This is a genomic window from Streptomyces sp. P3, from assembly GCF_003032475.1.
Lineage (GTDB): Bacteria > Actinomycetota > Actinomycetes > Streptomycetales > Streptomycetaceae > Streptomyces.
The window spans coordinates 4098842-4115954 of sequence record NZ_CP028369.1; the positions used below are offsets into that span (position 1 = coordinate 4098842).

General features: G+C 72.4%; 15 protein-coding genes. 13 read left to right on the plus strand and 2 right to left on the minus strand.

Annotated elements, in window-relative coordinates; translation table 11 throughout:
* The first annotated feature begins 102 nt into the window (after window positions 1–102).
* The 5 genes from C6376_RS18375 (at window position 103) to C6376_RS18395 (ending at window position 5466) form a co-directional block, all read left to right on the plus strand.
* Window positions 103–342, plus strand: coding sequence for a hypothetical protein (locus C6376_RS18375; RefSeq protein ID WP_020129990.1), 240 nt, complete (start codon window positions 103–105; stop codon window positions 340–342).
* A gap of 68 nt (window positions 343–410) precedes the next feature.
* The gene (locus tag C6376_RS18380; protein WP_107444410.1) at window positions 411–1754 is read left to right on the plus strand and encodes an NYN domain-containing protein; all 1344 of its coding nucleotides are present in this window, start codon (window positions 411–413) and stop codon (window positions 1752–1754) included.
* Between the two features lie 213 nt (window positions 1755–1967).
* Entirely contained in the window at window positions 1968–3002 is a 1035-nt protein-coding gene (locus C6376_RS18385) for a C40 family peptidase (RefSeq protein ID WP_107444411.1), read from the plus strand.
* 199 nt (window positions 3003–3201) lie between these two features.
* Entirely contained in the window at window positions 3202–4224 is a 1023-nt protein-coding gene (locus C6376_RS18390; protein WP_107444412.1) for an NlpC/P60 family protein, read from the plus strand.
* A 39-nt stretch (window positions 4225–4263) separates the two neighbouring features.
* Window positions 4264–5466, plus strand: a complete 1203-nt coding sequence (locus tag C6376_RS18395; RefSeq protein WP_107444413.1) for a hypothetical protein — start codon at window positions 4264–4266, stop codon at window positions 5464–5466.
* A gap of 19 nt (window positions 5467–5485) precedes the next feature.
* Here the strand turns inward: C6376_RS18395 and C6376_RS18400 are convergent, their stop codons facing one another.
* Window positions 5486–6799: a glycosyltransferase 87 family protein gene (locus C6376_RS18400; RefSeq protein WP_107444414.1), complete on the minus strand. Its 1314-nt coding sequence runs from the start codon at window positions 6797–6799 to the stop codon at window positions 5486–5488.
* 123 nt (window positions 6800–6922) lie between these two features.
* On the opposite strand from C6376_RS18400, the gene C6376_RS18405 reads away from it, so the two are divergent.
* The gene (locus tag C6376_RS18405; RefSeq protein WP_107444415.1) at window positions 6923–8077 is read left to right on the plus strand and encodes a glycosyltransferase family 4 protein; all 1155 of its coding nucleotides are present in this window, start codon (window positions 6923–6925) and stop codon (window positions 8075–8077) included.
* A 205-nt stretch (window positions 8078–8282) separates the two neighbouring features.
* Window positions 8283–9869, plus strand: coding sequence for a GMC oxidoreductase (locus C6376_RS18410; protein WP_107444416.1), 1587 nt, complete (start codon window positions 8283–8285; stop codon window positions 9867–9869).
* A gap of 28 nt (window positions 9870–9897) precedes the next feature.
* On the opposite strand, the gene C6376_RS18415 is transcribed toward C6376_RS18410, so the two are convergent.
* The gene (locus C6376_RS18415; protein ID WP_107444417.1) at window positions 9898–11694 is read right to left on the minus strand and encodes a long-chain fatty acid--CoA ligase; all 1797 of its coding nucleotides are present in this window, start codon (window positions 11692–11694) and stop codon (window positions 9898–9900) included.
* 366 nt (window positions 11695–12060) lie between these two features.
* Here C6376_RS18415 and C6376_RS18420 point away from each other — a divergent pair, with 366 nt between their 5' ends.
* The 6 genes from C6376_RS18420 to C6376_RS18445 all read left to right on the plus strand — a co-directional run bounded on the left by C6376_RS18420 (window position 12061) and on the right by C6376_RS18445 (window position 17088).
* The gene (locus C6376_RS18420; RefSeq protein WP_173985900.1) at window positions 12061–12816 is read left to right on the plus strand and encodes a metallophosphoesterase; all 756 of its coding nucleotides are present in this window, start codon (window positions 12061–12063) and stop codon (window positions 12814–12816) included.
* 80 nt (window positions 12817–12896) lie between these two features.
* Window positions 12897–13340, plus strand: coding sequence for an SRPBCC family protein (locus tag C6376_RS18425; RefSeq protein WP_107444419.1), 444 nt, complete (start codon window positions 12897–12899; stop codon window positions 13338–13340).
* Between the two features lie 127 nt (window positions 13341–13467).
* The gene (locus tag C6376_RS18430; RefSeq protein WP_107444420.1) at window positions 13468–14631 is read left to right on the plus strand and encodes an ArsA family ATPase; all 1164 of its coding nucleotides are present in this window, start codon (window positions 13468–13470) and stop codon (window positions 14629–14631) included.
* An 81-nt stretch (window positions 14632–14712) separates the two neighbouring features.
* Window positions 14713–15222 (plus strand): DUF5304 domain-containing protein, encoded by a 510-nt coding sequence (locus C6376_RS18435; protein WP_107444421.1) that lies wholly within the window; start codon window positions 14713–14715, stop codon window positions 15220–15222.
* A gap of 67 nt (window positions 15223–15289) precedes the next feature.
* Complete coding sequence (locus tag C6376_RS18440) at window positions 15290–16243, plus strand: ROK family glucokinase (RefSeq protein ID WP_107444422.1); 954 nt, start codon at window positions 15290–15292, stop codon at window positions 16241–16243.
* A 92-nt stretch (window positions 16244–16335) separates the two neighbouring features.
* Window positions 16336–17088: an endonuclease/exonuclease/phosphatase family protein gene (locus C6376_RS18445; protein WP_173985674.1), complete on the plus strand. Its 753-nt coding sequence runs from the start codon at window positions 16336–16338 to the stop codon at window positions 17086–17088.
* Window positions 17089–17113: the final 25 nt, after the last annotated feature.

Sequence of the window (17113 nt, forward strand, 5' to 3'; positions counted from 1 at the left end):
GGGTACCCGCCAGGCCGTAGGGTTACGAGCCACACGCACGGGGGAGCCTCCGGCCCGACCCGGCACAGCGAGCACGACACCAGAAGGAAGTGGAAAGTCACGATGACGGTTCCCCTGCCGACCGCCGCCACGCGGTGGCGCTGCACTCTCTGCGGCAACCTCACGCGGTTCGACGTGACGCGCTCGTCGAAGGTCGTCGAGTACGTGCACCTGGACCTCGCGGGCGAGCCGAAGGTCGAGGAGCGCGAGGTGGTCAGTGAGACCATCGAGTCGGTGCGGTGTCGCTGGTGCAATGCCGTGGACCAGGTGGAACTCGTGGATCGGCCGGGCGCCGGTTCCTGACGACGGCGCCCCCCGCTCGAGCGAGGTCGAGAGCGGGGGAGGGCCCGCACAGTATTGGGGTGTGACGGATGGTGGAGAGCGCAGGCGGGGGGCCGGGCGACGGCGCCGCCGAGATGCTCGACCGTCCGCTGCCGGACGGCGTGCGGCGCAGGGTCGTCACGATCGTCTCCGACGGCTTCGGCGGACTGACCGTCGGCGAACTGCCCGCCCAGTTGCGCCAGTACGCCCGTTTCGCGCCCAACCGGCGTGCCAAGTTCGCGGGCAACGCGATGGCGGCCGCGCTGGAGACCGATCCACTCTTCAGGCAGCGCATCGCCGAGAAGCTCAGAGAGGCCCAGCCGGAACTGTCCGGCGCTCTCGACTCCGGCTCGCCCACCCCGGCCGCGGACCCGCTCGACGTGGCGGCCGCGGCCTACGTTCTGCGGCCCGTCGGCTGGGTGAAGCTGGTGACGTCGGCCGGCGAGGAGGCCCAGCGGGCCGACGCCGAGCGGGCCGACGAGGAGAGCCGCGCCGAACTGGAGCGGCTGCGTGAGGAGCTCGAGCGGGCGCGTGAGCAGATCCGGTCGGACACCGAGCGGCTGCGCGCCGAGTTGGACGCGGCGAAGAAGGAGACGGAGTCGCTGCACCGCAAGCTGCGGTCGGCCCTCAGCGACGTCAAGCGCGGAGAAGCCGCCCTGCGCAAGGTGCAGGGCGAGATGGAGACCGTGCGCGCCGAGGGGCATACCCAGGTGTCCGCCGCGGAGAGCGAGTCACGGCGGCTGAAGGCGCGTCTGGGTGAGACTGAGGCCGCTCTGGAGGCCGCCCGGCGCGCGGCCCGCGAGGGGCGCAGCGTCGAGGACATGCGGGTGCGGCTGCTGCTGGACACGGTGCTCGACGCGGCCCAGGGACTGCGGCGTGAGCTGGCGCTGCCGCCGGTGTCGGTGCGTCCGGCGGAGACCGTCGACGCGGTCGAACCGGGACGAATGACCCCGAAGGACATCGCCGCGCGTGCCCTGTCGGAGCACGATCCGGCCATTCTCGACCAGTTGCTCGCGCTGCCGCAGGCGCATCTCGTCGTCGACGGCTACAACGTCACCAAGACCGGCTATCCGCAGATGCCGTTGGAGAAGCAGCGGCTGCGGCTCCTGGGGCAGCTCTCGCAACTCGCCGCGCAGACCGGCGCCGAGGTCACCTGTGTCTTCGACGGCGCCGAACTCGTCGCTCCGGTGCTGCTCGCGCCGCCGCGCGGGGTGCGGGTGCTGTTCTCCAAGCCGGGCGTCACGGCCGACGAGCTGATCCGGCAGCTGGTGCGGGCCGAGCCGCCCGGCCGGCCGGTCATCGTCGCCTCGACCGACCGCGAGGTGGCCGACGGGATCGCGAAGGCGGGTGCCCGACCGGTGGCTTCCGCGGTACTTCTGAAGCGACTGTCCTGAAGGTCGAAATTGCGGACTCAATGACCGAATTGGCGGAATCATCACGCAACATAGCGTCAATGGGTCCATCACTGCACGTGAGTTGTGTGAAAAAACTGCGTTGCGTGATGGGTTTTTTCCGCCGGGGGATTTGAACTGATCACGGCCAGGTCACTAAGGTCTGGTGATCGAACCTCCAAACGGGTGATCACTCAAAAGAAGGAGCCCGTCTCCGTGGCGTCCCATCGTCGACCGAAGCAGCCGAGTCGCGCACGCGTGACCGTGCTGACCACCGCAGCCGCCGCTGCCGTCGTGCTGAGCTCACAGGCCGCCAACGCGGCGCCGAGTGAGAAGCTCAGCAAGGACGAGGTCAAGAGCAAGGTCGACAAGCTCTACGAAGAGGCGGAGCAGGCCACCGAGAAGTTCAACGGGGCCAAGGAGAAGCAGGAGAAGTTCCAGAAGGAGATCTCCACCATCCAGGACAACGTCGCCCGCGGTCAGGCCGACCTCAACGAGCTGCGCGACTCCATGGGTCTGGCGGCCGCGGCCCAGTACCGCACCGGCTCCATCGACCCGTCCCTGCAGCTGCTCCTCTCCTCGAACCCGGACGACTACCTGGACAAGGCGTCCGCCGCCGACCAGCTCAGCGGCCATCAGGTCGAGGCGCTGAAGAAGATCCAGGAGAAGCAGCGCGAGCTCGCGCAGGAGCGCAGCGAGGCGTCCTCCAAGCTCAAGGACCTCGCCACCACCCGCACCGAGCTGGGCAAGAAAAAGAAGGAAGTCCAGGCGAAGCTGGCCGAGGCGCAGAAGCTCCTCAACTCGCTGACCGCCAAGGAGAAGGCCGCGCTCTCCGCCGCCGACGCCCGCGCCAGCCGCGACGCCGGCGAGCGGGTCGACCTCGGCGACGCCCCGGCCGGCTCCGGCCGGGCCATGGCCGCCTTCCAGGCCGCCCAGACCCAGCTCGGCAAGCCGTACGAGTACGGCGCCACCGGCACCGCCACGTACGACTGCTCGGGTCTGACGTCCTGGGCCTACGCCCAGGCCGGCGTCCACATCTCGCGCACCTCGCAGGCCCAGGCCAACGACGGGACGCGCATCTACAGCCAGTCCGGCCTCAAGGTCGGCGACCTGGTCATCTTCTACGGCGACCAGCACCACGTCGGCCTGTACGCGGGCAACGGCCAGGTGCTGCACGCCCCGCGCACCGGCACCGTCGTGCGCTACGAGTCGATCAACAACATGCCGTTCCAGTTCGGCGTCCGGATCTGATCGTCCTCAAGATCAGGACACCACGCCGCCCGAACGGGCGAATCGTGACGACGACAAGTGACCCCACGCCCCGCCGGTGACCTGCGTCAGCGGCGGGGCGTCACTGTGCGTGCCCACCGAGGTCTTTGGCCGACCCCCTGTCGCGGGGCTACTGTCTGCCGCGTTTCCCTGTCCGCCGGTGGAAGGAGCGCGGCTTCCCGTGGGGTCCCATCGTCGCCTTGCACAGTCCGGGTTCGACCGGGGCGCCTGCGGCGCCCTGAGCGTGCTGTCCGTCGCGGCCGCCGCACTCGGCGCCGTCTCAGCCGTACCGGCCGCGGCCGCGCCGCACGACGGCACCCGTGCCGAGGTGGACCGTCTCTACGCGGAGTCCGAGAAGGCCACCGAGGCCTACAACAAGGCCGACGAGCACGCCGACACCCTGCGCGAACAGGTCGGCCGGGCCCAGGACCACATCGCGCGACAGCAGGAGCGTGTCAACGGCATGCGGGAGCGGCTCGGTTCGGTGGCCGGCGCCCAGTACCGCTCCGGCGGACTCGACCCCTCGCTGGCGCTGCTGTTCTCCGCCGACCCCGAGGAATACCTCGCCGAGGCGTCCGTCCTCGACCGCGTCACCGCCCACCAGGCCACCGAGATGCGCACCCTGCAGAACGCGCTGCGCGAGCTCACCCAGGAGCGCTCCGAGGCCGCCCGCAAGCTCGCCGAGTGGGAGAAGAGCCGGGGGGCCGTCGCCCGCCACAAGCGGACCGTGGAGCAGAAGCTCGCCCGGGCCCGGCAGCTGCTCGACTCGCTGCCCTCCGGTGAACGCGCCGCCTACGACCGGGCCTCGAGGTCCGGCCGCGACGGCCTGCCCGGCCTCACCGGCGACGTCCGGGTGCCGGGCCGGGCGGGCGCCGCCGTGGCCGCCGCCCGCTCCGCGCTCGGCAAGCCGTACGTCTGGGGCGCCAACGGCCCCTCAGGCTTCGACTGCTCGGGCCTCATGCAGTGGTCGTACGCGCAGGCCGGGGTCTCGCTGCCGCGCACCTCGCAGGCCCAGGCGCACGCCGGACGGCGGGTGCCGCTCTCCCAGGCACGGCCCGGCGACCTCGTCACCTACCGCTTGGACGCCAGCCATGTCGGCATGTACGTCGGCAACGGGCAGGTCATCCACGCCCCCTACCCGGGCGCGCCGGTGCGCTACGACCCGGTCGGGATGCTGCCGGTGTCGTCCGTCACCAGGCCCTGACCGGGTCCCGCGCGCCGCTGCCGCCGTACGATCGGGAGAATGGCCGGACGAAGGCGGGTGCGCGGCACCGGGGTGCGCGGGCTCTGTCTGCTGCTGGCCCCGCTGCTCGTCGGGTTGGTCGCCTGCGGCGGGCGTGCCGGGCCGGACGTTGCGCGGGCCGACGTCCAGCGGGTCCTCGACCGGCGGGCCGCCGCGGTCCTCGGCCACGACGTGCGCGCCTACGCGGCCACCGGCACCGCGACCGGGTACGCCGCGCTGCGGGCCGTGCCGCTGGCGGCCTGGTCGTACCGGGTGACTGCGGTGCACCGCACCGGGGACGCGGCCACCGCCGAGGCCGAGCTGAGCTACCGGGTGGCGGGCTACGACAGGGCGCCGGTGACCGTGGGCCGCAGCCTGCGTCTGGCCCGCGACGGCTCCGGGCGGTGGTCGGTGGCCTCGGAGAAGCCCGCCGGGAAGGCGCCCCAGCAGCTCTGGGACCAGGGCGAGGTGCACGTCGTGCGGGGCGCCCACAGCCTGGTGCTGGGGGTCGGTCAGACCGACGAGCGGTTGCGGGCCTTCGCCGGCCTCGCCGACGACGCGGTCCCGGCGGTCTCGGCGGCGTGGGGCACCGACTGGGCCGGGCACGTCGTCGTCCTGGTGCCGAAGTCGCTGGACGGCATGGCGGCGCTGCTAGGCTCGCCGCCCTCCTCCTACCGGGGGATAGCCGCGGTCACGACCGGCGAGACGGGCGGCGGGGCCAGGGCGCCCGCGGACCGGGTCATCGTCAACCCCGACGCGTACGCCATGCTCGGCCGGGTCGGCCGGCAGGTGGTCCTCACCCACGAGACGACGCACGTCGCGACCCGCGCCCACACCAACGCCGCCACCCCGCTGTGGCTGTCCGAGGGATACGCCGACTGGGTCGGCTACCGCGACACCGGCCGCTCGCCCGCCGAGGCCGCGCCGGAACTCCAGCGCGCCGTCACCGAGGGGAACGTGCCGGCGGCGCTGCCCGCCGACGCCGACTTCGGCTTCTCCGGCGACACCGACCGGCTCTCCACCGCCTACGAGGGCGGCTGGCTGGCCTGCCGCATGGTCGCCGAACGGTGGGGCGAGGTGAGACTGGACGCCTTCTACCGGGCGGTGGGGGAGCACGGGAAGCGGCCGGGGGCGGTGGAGGGCGCGCTGCGCGGCGTGCTCGGGGTCACCCTGGCCGAGTTCACGGCGGACTGGCAGGCCTACCTGAAGTCGCAGCTCGGCTGAACCTGCGTCGGGGCAGGGTTCACTGCGGCCCTGCGGCATCACCCGGGGCCGCCCGGAGGTCCGGGTCGGGCCGCGGGCCGGCAGGATCGGGGCCGGTCAGAGGGGACACGGCGCGCTCGCCGTCGCGGGCCCGCCGACCGGACGGGGCGGCGGGACCGGGCGTCCTCGCCGTCGAGCGCCACAGTCGTACGGCGGCGATGAGGGCGGCGGCCACCAGCAGCCCGTTGCGCAGGAGCATCAGACCGACGCCGAGGGGGCTGCTCGCGACGACGTCCGCGAACCAGACCGGGAACTCGAGCACCGTCACCGGCGAGGCGACCAGGACCAGGGCGGCCGGCAGGGTCATCCGGCTGTCGCGGAAGCACAGACAGACCGCCGCGAGGCCGATCAGCCACACCAGGTACTGCGGACTGATCACCCGGCTGGTGACGGTGAACAGCAGCACCGCCGTGAAGGCGGCCTCGGGGAGCGTGTGCGGCCGAAGGCGCCGCGCGGTCAGCCGCCACAGCAACAGCCAGCCGAACGCGAGCGCCGTGAGTCCGAGCGCCACGTCGTTGACCACGTCCACGTACGGGCCGGTGAACTCCAGGGAGCCGTAGCGGAACAGCACCTCGCCCCGCCAGCCGAACTGCCGCGCGACATGGAGGGCGAGGGCGCCCACGGACTCCACCTCGGTGCCCCGGTCGCGCTGGGACGAGAGGAAGGCGAAAGCGCCGGGCATGGCCAGCGCGAACACACCGGACAGCGCGACGGCCGTCACCGCCGCCGCGCCCCAGGCCCGCCTGCGCGCGGCGCCCGCCAGCAGCAGCACCGGCCACACCTTCAGCAGCGCCGCGAAGCCCGTCAGCGTGCCCATCACCCGGGGATGCCGCACGCCCGCGACCAGCGCGCCGACCGCGACCGCCGTCACCATCACGTCGTAACGGGCGTACAGGGTGGGGCCGAGCAGCGCGGCCCCCGTCGTCCACATCCAGGCGCCGCGCAGCGACCGGCCGGGGCGCAGGCCCGTGTGCAGGAGGAGCACGAGGACGGCGAGGTCGGCGAGGAAGGCCAGCACGAAGAACGCCGACGCGTAGTCGAGGAACGGCAGCAGACCCGGGGAGAGGATCGCGAGGGCGGCGGCGGGCGGGTACTGCCAGGTGACGTCGGCCGCCGGGAACGCGCCGCCGCCGAGCACCTCGTACCAGCCGTGGTAGGTGGCCCAGACGTCGCTGGTGACGTCCGGGCCCGGGAACGTGAGCACCTTGAAGACGAAGAGCAGCAGGACGCTCCGGGTCACGCCCCAGGTCGTCAACAGGCCCGTCAAGGGCCGTCCCGCGTCCGTCGTCTGCACCGGGGGCCGTCCGTTTCCTGTTCGCCAGTCCGCTCGGGTGCCCGTGAGCGGCATGATCCCCCCGCGGGCTGTGAAGCGCGGCCGGACGCGGCGATGAACAGCGTGTGGATAGGGTCGGCTGCGATGCACAAGACCCTGATCGTAACGAACGACTTCCCGCCCCGTCCGGGCGGCATCCAGGCGTTCCTGCACAACATGGCGCTCCGCCTGGATCCCGACCGCCTGGTCGTCTACGCGTCCACCTGGAAGCGCTCACGCGAGTGCGTCGAGGCGACGGCCGCGTTCGACGCCGAGCAGCCCTTCACCGTCGTCCGGGACTCCACGACGATGCTGCTGCCGACACCCGGAGCGACCCGGCGCGCGGCCGGGCTGCTGCGGGAGCACGGCTGCACCTCGGTGTGGTTCGGGGCGGCGGCGCCGCTCGGGATGATGGCGCCGGCGCTGCGCCGGGCGGGCGCCCGGCGGCTGGTGGCCACCACCCATGGGCACGAGGCCGGGTGGGCGCAGTTGCCGGCCGCCCGGCAGTTGCTCGGCCGCATCGGCGAGAGCACGGACACGATCACCTACCTGGGCGAGTACACCCGCTCACGGATCGCGACGGCGCTGAGCGCCGAGGCGGCCGGGCGGATGACGCAGCTGCCGCCGGGCGTCGACGAGAAGACCTTCCACCCGGGCTCGGGCGGCGACGAGGTCCGTGCGCGGCTCGGGCTGACCGACCGACCGGTGGTGGTGTGCGTCTCGCGGCTGGTGCCGCGCAAGGGCCAGGACACGCTGATCCTGGCCATGCCCCGGATCCTGGCCGCCCAGCCGGACGCGGTGCTTCTGATCGTCGGGGGCGGCCCGTACGAGAAGCACCTGCGCCGGCTCGCGCGTGAGAGGGGAGTCGCGGGCTCGGTCCGCTTCACGGGCGCCGTGCCCTGGTCCCAGCTGCCCGCCCACTACGGCGCCGGGGACGTCTTCGCGATGCCGTGCCGGACACGGCGGGGCGGCCTCGACGTCGAGGGCCTCGGAATCGTCTACCTGGAGGCCTCGGCGACCGGACTGCCCGTCGTCGCCGGCGACTCCGGGGGTGCGCCCGACGCCGTGCTCGACGGGGAGACGGGCTGGGTCGTGCGCGGCGGCTCGCCGGCCGAGACCGCCGAACGGATCGTCGTCCTGCTCGGGGACGCCGAACTGCGCCGCCGGATGGGGGAGCACGGACGGCAGTGGGTGGAGGAGCGGTGGCGCTGGGACCTTTTGGCGGACAGGCTGCGCAGCCTCCTCGACGCCCCGTCCTAGGAGGCGTCCGCGAAGCCCCGCCCGGTGGCTCGGCTTTGCGGACCCGTCCCGGAGCGTTCCCTTCGGCCCGCGTCTGCTCGGTTTTTTCCGACCTGCCCCATCTTTGCCCTCCGCCCCTCTAGCCGGACGGCGAGAATCCGCTGATGCTGCGCACATGACAGCCAAACTGATGCAGCGTCAGCTGACGAGACGTCAAATCCTTGGTATGGCCGCCCTGCAGACGGCGGCCACCCTCGGCTTCACCCGCGTGGGCCTGCAGTCGGCCCGCGCCGACGAGCCCGCAGCGGTCGAATCCGCCCCCGCGATCATCGTCGGCTCCGGCTACGGCGCCGCCGTCGCCGCCCTCCGTCTGGGCCAGGCCGGCATCCGCACCCTCGTCCTCGAGATGGGCCGGCTGTGGAACACGGCCGGCGCCGACGGCAAGGTGTTCTGCAACACCGCCTCCCCCGACCAGCGGTCCATGTGGTTCCGCACCCGCACCGAGGCGCCGCTCGCCACCTTCCTGTGGCTGGACCTCGTCAACAGGGACATCACCCGCTACCCCGGCGTCCTGGACCGCGTGCACTTCGACGACATGTCCGTCTTCGTGGGCCGGGGGGTCGGCGGCGGCTCCCTGGTCAACGGCTCGATGGCGGTCACCCCGCCGCAGTCCTACTTCGCCGAGCAGTTCCCCACCGTGGACGCGGCGGAGATGTACGCGACCTACTTCCCGCGCGCCCGCGCCATGCTCGGCGTCAACACCGTGGACCCCGCGTGGTTCGAGTCGACGGAGTGGTACCGGTTCAGCCGGGTCTCCCGCAAGCACGCGGCCAAGGCCGGACTGAGGACCACGTTCGTGCCCAGCGTCTACGACTTCGACTACATGCAGCGCGAGGCCGCGGGCACCGCCGTCAGGTCCGCGCTCGGCCAGGAGGTCATCTACGGCAACAACCACGGCAAGCGCAGCCTCGACAAGACGTACCTGGCCGCCGCGCTCGGCACCGGCAACGTCACGATCCACACCATGGAGAAGGTCCGCGCGGTCAGCCGGGCGAACGACGGGACGTACGTCCTGACCGCCGACCGCATCGACGACACGGGCCGGGTCGTCGAGACCAGGCAGTACGGCTGCACCTACCTCTTCCTCGGCGCCGGCAGCCTCGGCACCAGCGAACTCCTCGTCCGCGCCCGGGAGACGGGCACGCTGCCCGCGCTGAACGCGAGTGTCGGGGCGGGCTGGGGAACCAACGGCAACGTGATGCTCGGCCGGGCCAACCACCTGTGGGACACCGTCGGGGCCAACCAGTCGACCATGCCGGTCATGGGCATCGACGACTGGGCGAACACCGACAACCCCGTCTTCGCCGAGATCGCCCCGCTGCCCACGGGGCTGGAGCACTGGGTCAGTCTCTATCTGGCGATCACCAAGAACCCGCAGCGGGCCTCCTTCACGTACGACGCCGCGTCCGGCGGGGTCAAGCTCGGCTGGAGCGCGGCGCAGAGCGCGGTGTCGGTGGCCATGGCGAAGAAACTGTTCGACCGGATCAACGCGGCGAACGCCACGATCTACCGCTACGACCTGTTCGGCACGTCCAACAAGATCTTCGCCGACGACTTCACCTACCACCCGCTCGGCGGCTGCGTGCTGGGGAAGGCGACCGACGACTACGGCCGGGTGAAGGGCTACTCGAAGCTGTACGTCACCGACGGGTCACTGGTCCCCGGCAACATCGGGGTGAACCCGTTCGTCACCATCACCGCGCTCGCCGAACGCACGATGGCGCGGGTCCTCGTGGAGGACACCGCGCCATGACACCCCGTCAGGAGGTGTGCCGAACACATCACTTGGCGTAGATCGCCTCGATCTCGCCCGCGTAGTCCTTCGCCACCACGTTGCGCTTGAGCTTCAGCGACGGCGTGAGGTGGCCCGAGTCCTCCGTGAACTGGGAGGAGAGAATGCGGAACTTCCGCACCGATTCCGCTTTCGAGACCGCGGCGTTGCCGTCGTCGATCGCCGACTGGACGGCGGCCTGAAGGTCGGCGTCGTCGCGCAGCGACGCCGCGGTCGAACCCGCCGGCTTGCCGTGATCGGAGGCCCAACGGCCCAGGAACTCCTCGTCGATGGTGACCAGCGCGCCCACGAACGGCCGTCCGTCGCCCACCACCATGCACTCCGCGACCAGCGCGTGCGCGCGGATCCGGTCCTCGATCACGGCCGGCGCGACGTTCTTGCCGCCCGCGGTGACGATGATCTCCTTCTTGCGGCCGGTGATCGCGAGGTAGCCGTCCTCGTCCAGGGTGCCGATGTCCCCCGTGTGGAACCAGCCGTCGGCCAGCGCCTCCGCGGTGGCGCCCGGGTTGTTCCAGTACTCCTTGAACAGGTGCTCGCCGTGCAGCAGCACCTCGCCGTCGTCCGCGATCCGCACGACCGAGCCGGGCAGCGGCTGGCCGACCGTGCCGATCTTCTGCCGGTCCCACGGGTTGAAGGCGGTCGCGGCGCAGGACTCCGTCAGGCCGTACCCTTCCAGGACGGTGAAGCCGATGCCGCGGAAGAAGTGACCGAGGCGCTCGCCCAGCGGGGCGCCGCCGGAGATCGCGTACTCGCCCCTGCCGCCGAGCACCGCGCGCAGCTTGCTGTAGACCAGCCGGTCGAACACCTTGTGCTTGATCTTCAGCTTCAGCGGCGGCCCGGCCGGCAGCTCCAGCGCCCGGCTGTACGCGATCGCGGTGTCCGCCGCCTTGTCGAAGATCGCGCCCTTGCCGTCCGCCTGCGCCTTGGCGCGCGCCGAGTTGTAGACCTTCTCGAAGACCCGCGGCACGCCCAGGATCAGCGTCGGGCGGAAGGACGCCAGCTCGTCGGTGAGGTTCTTGATGTCCGGGACCGTGCCGAGCTTGATCGGCGCCATCATCGGGGCGATCTGCACCAGCCGGCCGAAGACGTGCGCGAGGGGCAGGAACAGCAGGACGCTGCACTCGCCGGTGCGGAACAGCGGCCGCAGTCGCTCCACGACGTTCCCGCACTCGGCGAAGAAGCTGCGGTGGGTGAGCACGCAGCCCTTGGGACGGCCGGTGGTGCCGGAGGTGTAGACGATGGTCGCCGGGTCGTCGGCCTTGGCGAGCGAACTGCGCTCCTCGACGGCCTCGTCGGAGACGTCCCTGCCGAGCCGCCCGAGCTCCTCGACACCGCCGCCCTCGATCTGCCAGACGTGCTTCAGCGCCGGCAGCGACTCGCGCACCGACTCCACGGCCGCCGCATGGGCGTCCAGTTCGACGACCACGGCGGTGGCGCCCGAGTCGGAGAGGATCCACCGAACCTGCTCCGGGGAGCTGGTCTCGTACACCGGGACGGTGACCCCGCCCGCGCACCAGATCGCGAAGTCGAGCAGCGTCCACTCGTAGCGGGTGCGCGACATCAGGCCGACCCGGTCGCCGGGCTGGACGCCGGAGGCGATGAGGCCCTTGGCGGCGGCGTGCACCTCGGCGAGGAAGGCCGTGGCCGTCACGTCCTGCCACGTGCCCGCCGCCTTGCGGGCGATGACGGCGACGTCGGGATGTTGCGCGGCGTTTCTGCGGACGATGTCGGTCAGATTGCCGTCCGCAGGGACCTCGTACAAAGCCGGAAGGCTGAACTCGCGCAAGACTGCTGCTCCTCATAGGGCGCCGGCGCCACGACGTTGTGCGATGCGACGGTGCGGTCCAAGGCTCGGGCTGCGCTCAGGAATCTCGGCGGACCCCGTGGATCCGGTGAATCTCGGTGGTTGAAATCCTGAGCACGACTGGACTGCCCGGACGTTACCCGCCGGTATGGCTTCTTCGACAGGGGGGTCCGGTGAGATGTTCGCCGCGTCACACGCATTGGTGTCTTCCGGGCGACAGTAGTCCACCACTTTACTGACTGACCAGTAACCGGTATCCGGGCCGCCACTGTTCACATATGCCCCACACGCCTACCCTTGATCGACATGGCATCCACACCGCCCGAGAACCGCCGGACACGCATCCACGTGGTCAGCGACGTGCACGGCAACGCGCGCGACCTGGCCCGGGCCGGAGAGGGTGCGGACGCGCTGATCTGCCTGGGCGACCTCGTCCTGTTCCTGGACTACGCCGACCACTCCCGCGGGATCTTCCCCGACCTGTTCGGCGTGGAGAACGCCGACCGCCTCGTCGAGCTGCGCACCGCCCGCCGCTTCGAGGAGGCCCGCGAACTCGGCGGCCGGCTGTGGGCCGGAGTCGGCGGCGACCGGGCCGCGCTGATCGAGAAGGCGGTCCGCAGACAGTACGCGGAGATGTTCCCGGCGTTCCCGACCCCGACCTACGCCACCTACGGCAACGTCGACATGCCGCAGCTGTGGCCCGAGTTCGCCGGCCCCGGCACGACCGTCCTCGACGGCCAGCGCGTGGAGATCGGCGGCCGCGTCTTCGGCTTCGTGGGCGGCGGCCTGAGGACGCCGATGCGCACCCCCTACGAGATCAGCGACGAGGAGTACGCCGCCAAGATCGAGGCCGTCGGCGAGGTGGACGTGCTGTGCACCCACATCCCGCCGGAGGTGCCGGAACTCGTCTACGACACCGTGGCCCGCCGCTTCGAGCGGGGCAGCCGCGCCCTGCTCGACGCGATCCGCCGCACCCGCCCCCGCTACTCCCTGTTCGGCCACGTCCACCAGCCGCTCGCCCGCCGCATGCGGATCGGGGCCACCGAGTGCGTGAACGTCGGCCACTTCGCGGGCAGCGGGAAGCCGTGGGCGCTGGAGTGGTGAACTCGCCCGGCGGACCGCGCGGTAGCCTTCACGCTGCACCCACGTACCTTTACGGGCCCGGATCCCAAGGAGCCACGGCGATGGCGGAACACACCAGCTCGAGCATCACGATCGAGGCGGCACCGGCCGACGTCATGGCGGTGATCGCCGACTTCGCCAGGTACCCCGACTGGACCGGAGAGGTGAAGCAGGCCGAGGTCCTCAAGAAGGACGAGCAGGGCCGCGCCGAACAGGTCCGCCTGGTCATGGACGCCGGCGCGATCAAGGACGACCAGGTCCTCGGCTACACCTGGACCGGCGAGCACGAGGTGTCCTGGACGCTGGTGAAGTCCCAGATGCTGCGCCAGCTCGACGGTTCCTACCTCCTCGAGCCGGCCGGCGTCGGCGGCACCCAGGTCACCTACCGGCTGACCGTGGACGTCAAGATCCCCATGCTGGGCATGATCAAGCGCAAGGCGGAGAAGGTCATCATCGACCGCGCGCTGGCGGGCCTGAAGAAGCGCGTGGAGTCGGGCGAGAAGTAGGCGGTTCCTTCTTCGGGCACGTTCACCTTCAGCCTGTCCGGCGGTGGAGGACGAGGCCCCCGAAGGGCCGAGGACGGCGTCCGGGGGCGCAACCCCCCGGGCGTCACGACAGGTACCGTTCCCCACCATGCGCACCCTCCTGATCACCGGCCCCGGCGGCAGCGGCCGTACGACGATCGCGGCCGCCACCGCTCACCACGCAGCCGCCGGAGGCATCCGCACCCTCGTCCTGAGCGCCGACCGCTCCGACACCCTCGGCGCGGCGCTCGGGACACGGACCGGGACGAGGCCCGTACGGGTCGCCCCCCGACTCACCGCCTGGCGTCCCGACGCGGCCGTCGGCTTCCGCGACGACCTCACCGGTTTCCAGGACCGCGCCGCCACCCTCCTCGACCTGGTCGGCGCCTCCCGGCTCGACCCCGAGGAGGTCACCCCGCTGCCCGGCGCCGAGGAGCTGGCCCTGCTGCGCGCGCTGCGGGACGCCGCCCTCGCCGAGGCCCACGACCTCCTCGTCGTCGATCTGCCGCCCGCCCCGCAGGCCCTCGCCCTGCTGGCCCTCCCGGAGGAGCTGCGCCGCTATCTGCGCCGGCTGCTCCCGCCGGAACGCCAGGCCGCCCGCGCCCTGCGTCCCATGCTCGGCCGGCTCGCCGGAGTGCCGATGCCCGCCGAGCAGCTGTACGAGACGACCGCGCGCTGGGACCTGGAGCTGGCCGCCGTCCAGGCCGTCCTCGCCGACCGCCGTACGGCCGTCCGCCTGGTCGCCGAACCCGGTCCGGCCGGCGCCGACGCCGTCCGCGACGCCCGCCTGGGCCTCGCCCTGCGCGCCCTGCCCGTCGAGTCGCTCGTCGCCAACCGCGTGCTGCCCGAGGAAGCGGCGCACGCCGGACCGCTCACCGGGATCGCCGCCCAGCAGCACAAGGCCCTCGGCGAGTGGTCCGGCGCCGCGACCGTCGCCCACCTCGGCCACGACCCCCGGGGGGCCGAGGACCTCGACGCGCTCGCCGTGCCCGCCGTCAACCCGGCGGCCTCCCCGGCCGAGTGGCCCGTCGTCGACCGGCTCGCCCAGGACGGCGTGCTCGTCTGGCACATCCCGTTGCCCGGCGCCATACGCGAGGAACTCGACCTCGTCCGGCGCGGCGACGAACTCGTCGTCAGCGCCGGACCCTTCCGTCGCATCGTCGCGCTGCCCTCGGTGCTGCGCCGCTGCGGGGTCGACGGCGCCGCCCTGCGCGACGGCGAGCTGTGCGTGCGGTTCGCCCCGGATCCCGGGCTGTGGCCGCGCGGACAGTGAACGGCATACCGCCGTTCGGGTAACGTCGGAGTGACGAGCCGCAGACCGGCGCCGTCCACCAGGAGTCGTCAGGAGTCCGCCATGAGCGAAGAGCGCCCCACGCCCGACGCCGCAGGGCAGCCCGCCGGGACCGAGTCCGCCGACGTACCGCCCCGCGCGAGCGACGCCGACGCCTGGGCGACCGCCGCCGCCGAGGATCTGGCGGCGGAGCAGGCCCGCCGCCGCGCCGAGTACGGTCCGCCCCAGGGCTCGGCGGCCGAGGAACTGCGCAAGCTCCTCGACGCCGTCGGCGACAAGCTGTCCTCCTTCCGGTCCCCGCTGCTCACGGCGGTCGCCGGACCCGCCGCCCAGCAGGCCGTCCGTCAGGTCGTCCAGCAGGCCAAGGCCGCCGTGGAGCCCGTGATCGAGCGCAACCCGGACGTCTTCGACCACCTCGCGGCGGCCGGCACCGAACTCCTCGCCGCCTACCGCTCCGCCGTCCAGACCCAGGAGGGCCGCTGGACGGCCGGGGCCGTCGACCCGCGGGACGAGCCGCCCGGCCCGGGGCGCGACGACGGCACCGGTCCCGGCCAGCGCATCGACTTGGACTGAAACCCTTCGACGGCAGGGCCTCGGGTACGGTTGACCGTAGCGGGGCTCGACCGGAACTGAGGGATTCATGGGACTCACCATCGGCGTCGACATCGGCGGCACGAAGATCGCGGCCGGCGTGGTCGACGAGGAAGGCAACATCCTCTCGACCCACCAGGTGCCGACCCCGGGCACGCCCGAGGGCATCGTGGACGCCATCGCCGCCGCCGTCGACGGCGCGCGCGTGGGGCACGCCATCGTCGGTGTGGGCATCGGCGCGGCCGGCTATGTCAACCGCCAGCGCTCGACGGTCTACTTCGCGCCCAACATCGACTGGCGCCAGGAGCCGCTGAAGGACAAGGTCGAGGCCCGCGTGGGTCTCCCCGTCGTCGTGGAGAACGACGCCAACGCCGCCGCGTGGGGCGAGTACAAGTTCGGCGCCGGCAAGGGCCACCGCAACGTCATCTGCATCACCCTCGGCACCGGCCTCGGCGGCGGCATCATCATCGGCAACAAGCTGCGCCGGGGTCACTTCGGCGTGGCCGCCGAGTTCGGCCACATCCGGATGGTGCCGGACGGCCTGCTGTGCGGCTGCGGCTCGCAGGGCTGCTGGGAGCAGTACGCCTCCGGCCGTGCCCTCGTGCGCTACGCCAAGCAGCGCGCCAACGCCACCCCCGAGCGCGCCGAGGTGCTGCTCGGGCTCGGCGACGGCAGCCCCGACGGCATCGAGGGCAAGCACATCTCGATGGCCGCCCGGCAGGGCGACCCGGTAGCCGTGGACTCCTACCGCGAGCTCGCCCGCTGGGCCGGCGCCGGCCTCGCCGACCTGGCCTCGCTCTTCGACCCGTCCGCGTTCATCGTCGGCGGCGGCCTCTCGGACGAGGGCGACCTGGTCCTCGACCCGATCCGCAAGTCGTACAAGCGCTGGCTGGTCGGCGGCAACTGGCGCCCGGTGGCCGACGTCATCGCGGCGCAGCTGGGCAACAAGGCGGGGCTGGTCGGCGCGGCGGACCTGGCGAGGGAGCCCGACCCGATCATGTAGTCGTATCGCGTGTCCGCGCCCACACGGGGGCTGTTCGTGGCCCCCGTTCCCTTTTCCGGACGTACGGGACGAGGCGGCGTATCTTGACCACCATGCCGACGTCGCCGCTTCCCAACTCCCGCACCGAGCCGGACGGTTCGGTCGTCATCCGGGTCCTCAGCTACAACGTCCGCTCCCTGAGGGACGACACCGACGCCCTCGCCCGGGTCATCACGGCCTGCGCCCCCGACCTGGTACTCGTCCAGGAAGCACCGCTCTTCTTCCGCTGGCGCAAGAAACTCGCCCGTCTCGCGGCCGCCTCCGGTCAGGTGATCCTCACCGGTGGCGGCACGGCGGCCGGCCCCGCCGTCCTGTGCTCACTGCGGGCGACCGTCGAACGCACCGAGGACGTGCTGCTGCCGCTCACCCCAGGCCAGTTCCGCCGGGGCCTCGCGACGGCCGTGGTCCGCTTCGCGGGCGCGCGGCTGGGCGTCGTCAGCTGCCATCTCGGGCTGACGGCGGCCGAGCGCCGTGAACACGGCGGCCTGCTCCTCGACCGGCTGGCCGGCCTGGGCGTGGAGCACGCGATCGTGGGAGGCGACATCAACGAACGGCCCGACGGCGCCACGTTCGGCCGACTGGCCGCGGCGCTCCAGGACTGCCGTACCGCGGCCCCCTGGGGCACCGGACACACCTTCCCGGCCACCGGCCCGGACCGCCGCATCGACGCGATCTTCGCGACGAAGGCCGTGGAGGTGCTGGGCTGCGGGGTGCCGGTCGGACTGCCGGGCGTCACCGAGGCCGACCTGCGCGCGGCCACCGATCACCTGCCGGTGCTGGCCGCGCTCCGCGTGCCCGCGGTCTGACCTTCGGGAAGGAGGCGTCCCGAGG

Excerpts from the sequence above, each read along its gene's own strand:
- C6376_RS18440 (WP_107444422.1), top strand. The coding sequence starts at position 15,290 with ATGGGACTCACCATCGGCGTCGACATCGGCGGCACGAAGATCGCGGCC.
- C6376_RS18435 (WP_107444421.1), top strand. The coding sequence starts at position 14,713 with ATGAGCGAAGAGCGCCCCACGCCCGACGCCGCAGGGCAGCCCGCCGGG.
- C6376_RS18410 (WP_107444416.1), top strand. The coding sequence starts at position 8,283 with ATGGCCGCCCTGCAGACGGCGGCCACCCTCGGCTTCACCCGCGTGGGC.
- C6376_RS18395 (WP_107444413.1), top strand. The coding sequence starts at position 4,264 with ATGGCCGGACGAAGGCGGGTGCGCGGCACCGGGGTGCGCGGGCTCTGT.
- C6376_RS18405 (WP_107444415.1), top strand. The coding sequence starts at position 6,923 with ATGCACAAGACCCTGATCGTAACGAACGACTTCCCGCCCCGTCCGGGC.
- C6376_RS18380 (WP_107444410.1), top strand. The coding sequence starts at position 411 with ATGGTGGAGAGCGCAGGCGGGGGGCCGGGCGACGGCGCCGCCGAGATG.
- C6376_RS18445 (WP_173985674.1), top strand. The coding sequence starts at position 16,336 with ATGCCGACGTCGCCGCTTCCCAACTCCCGCACCGAGCCGGACGGTTCG.
- C6376_RS18425 (WP_107444419.1), top strand. The coding sequence starts at position 12,897 with ATGGCGGAACACACCAGCTCGAGCATCACGATCGAGGCGGCACCGGCC.
- C6376_RS18375 (WP_020129990.1), top strand. The coding sequence starts at position 103 with ATGACGGTTCCCCTGCCGACCGCCGCCACGCGGTGGCGCTGCACTCTC.
- C6376_RS18430 (WP_107444420.1), top strand. The coding sequence starts at position 13,468 with ATGCGCACCCTCCTGATCACCGGCCCCGGCGGCAGCGGCCGTACGACG.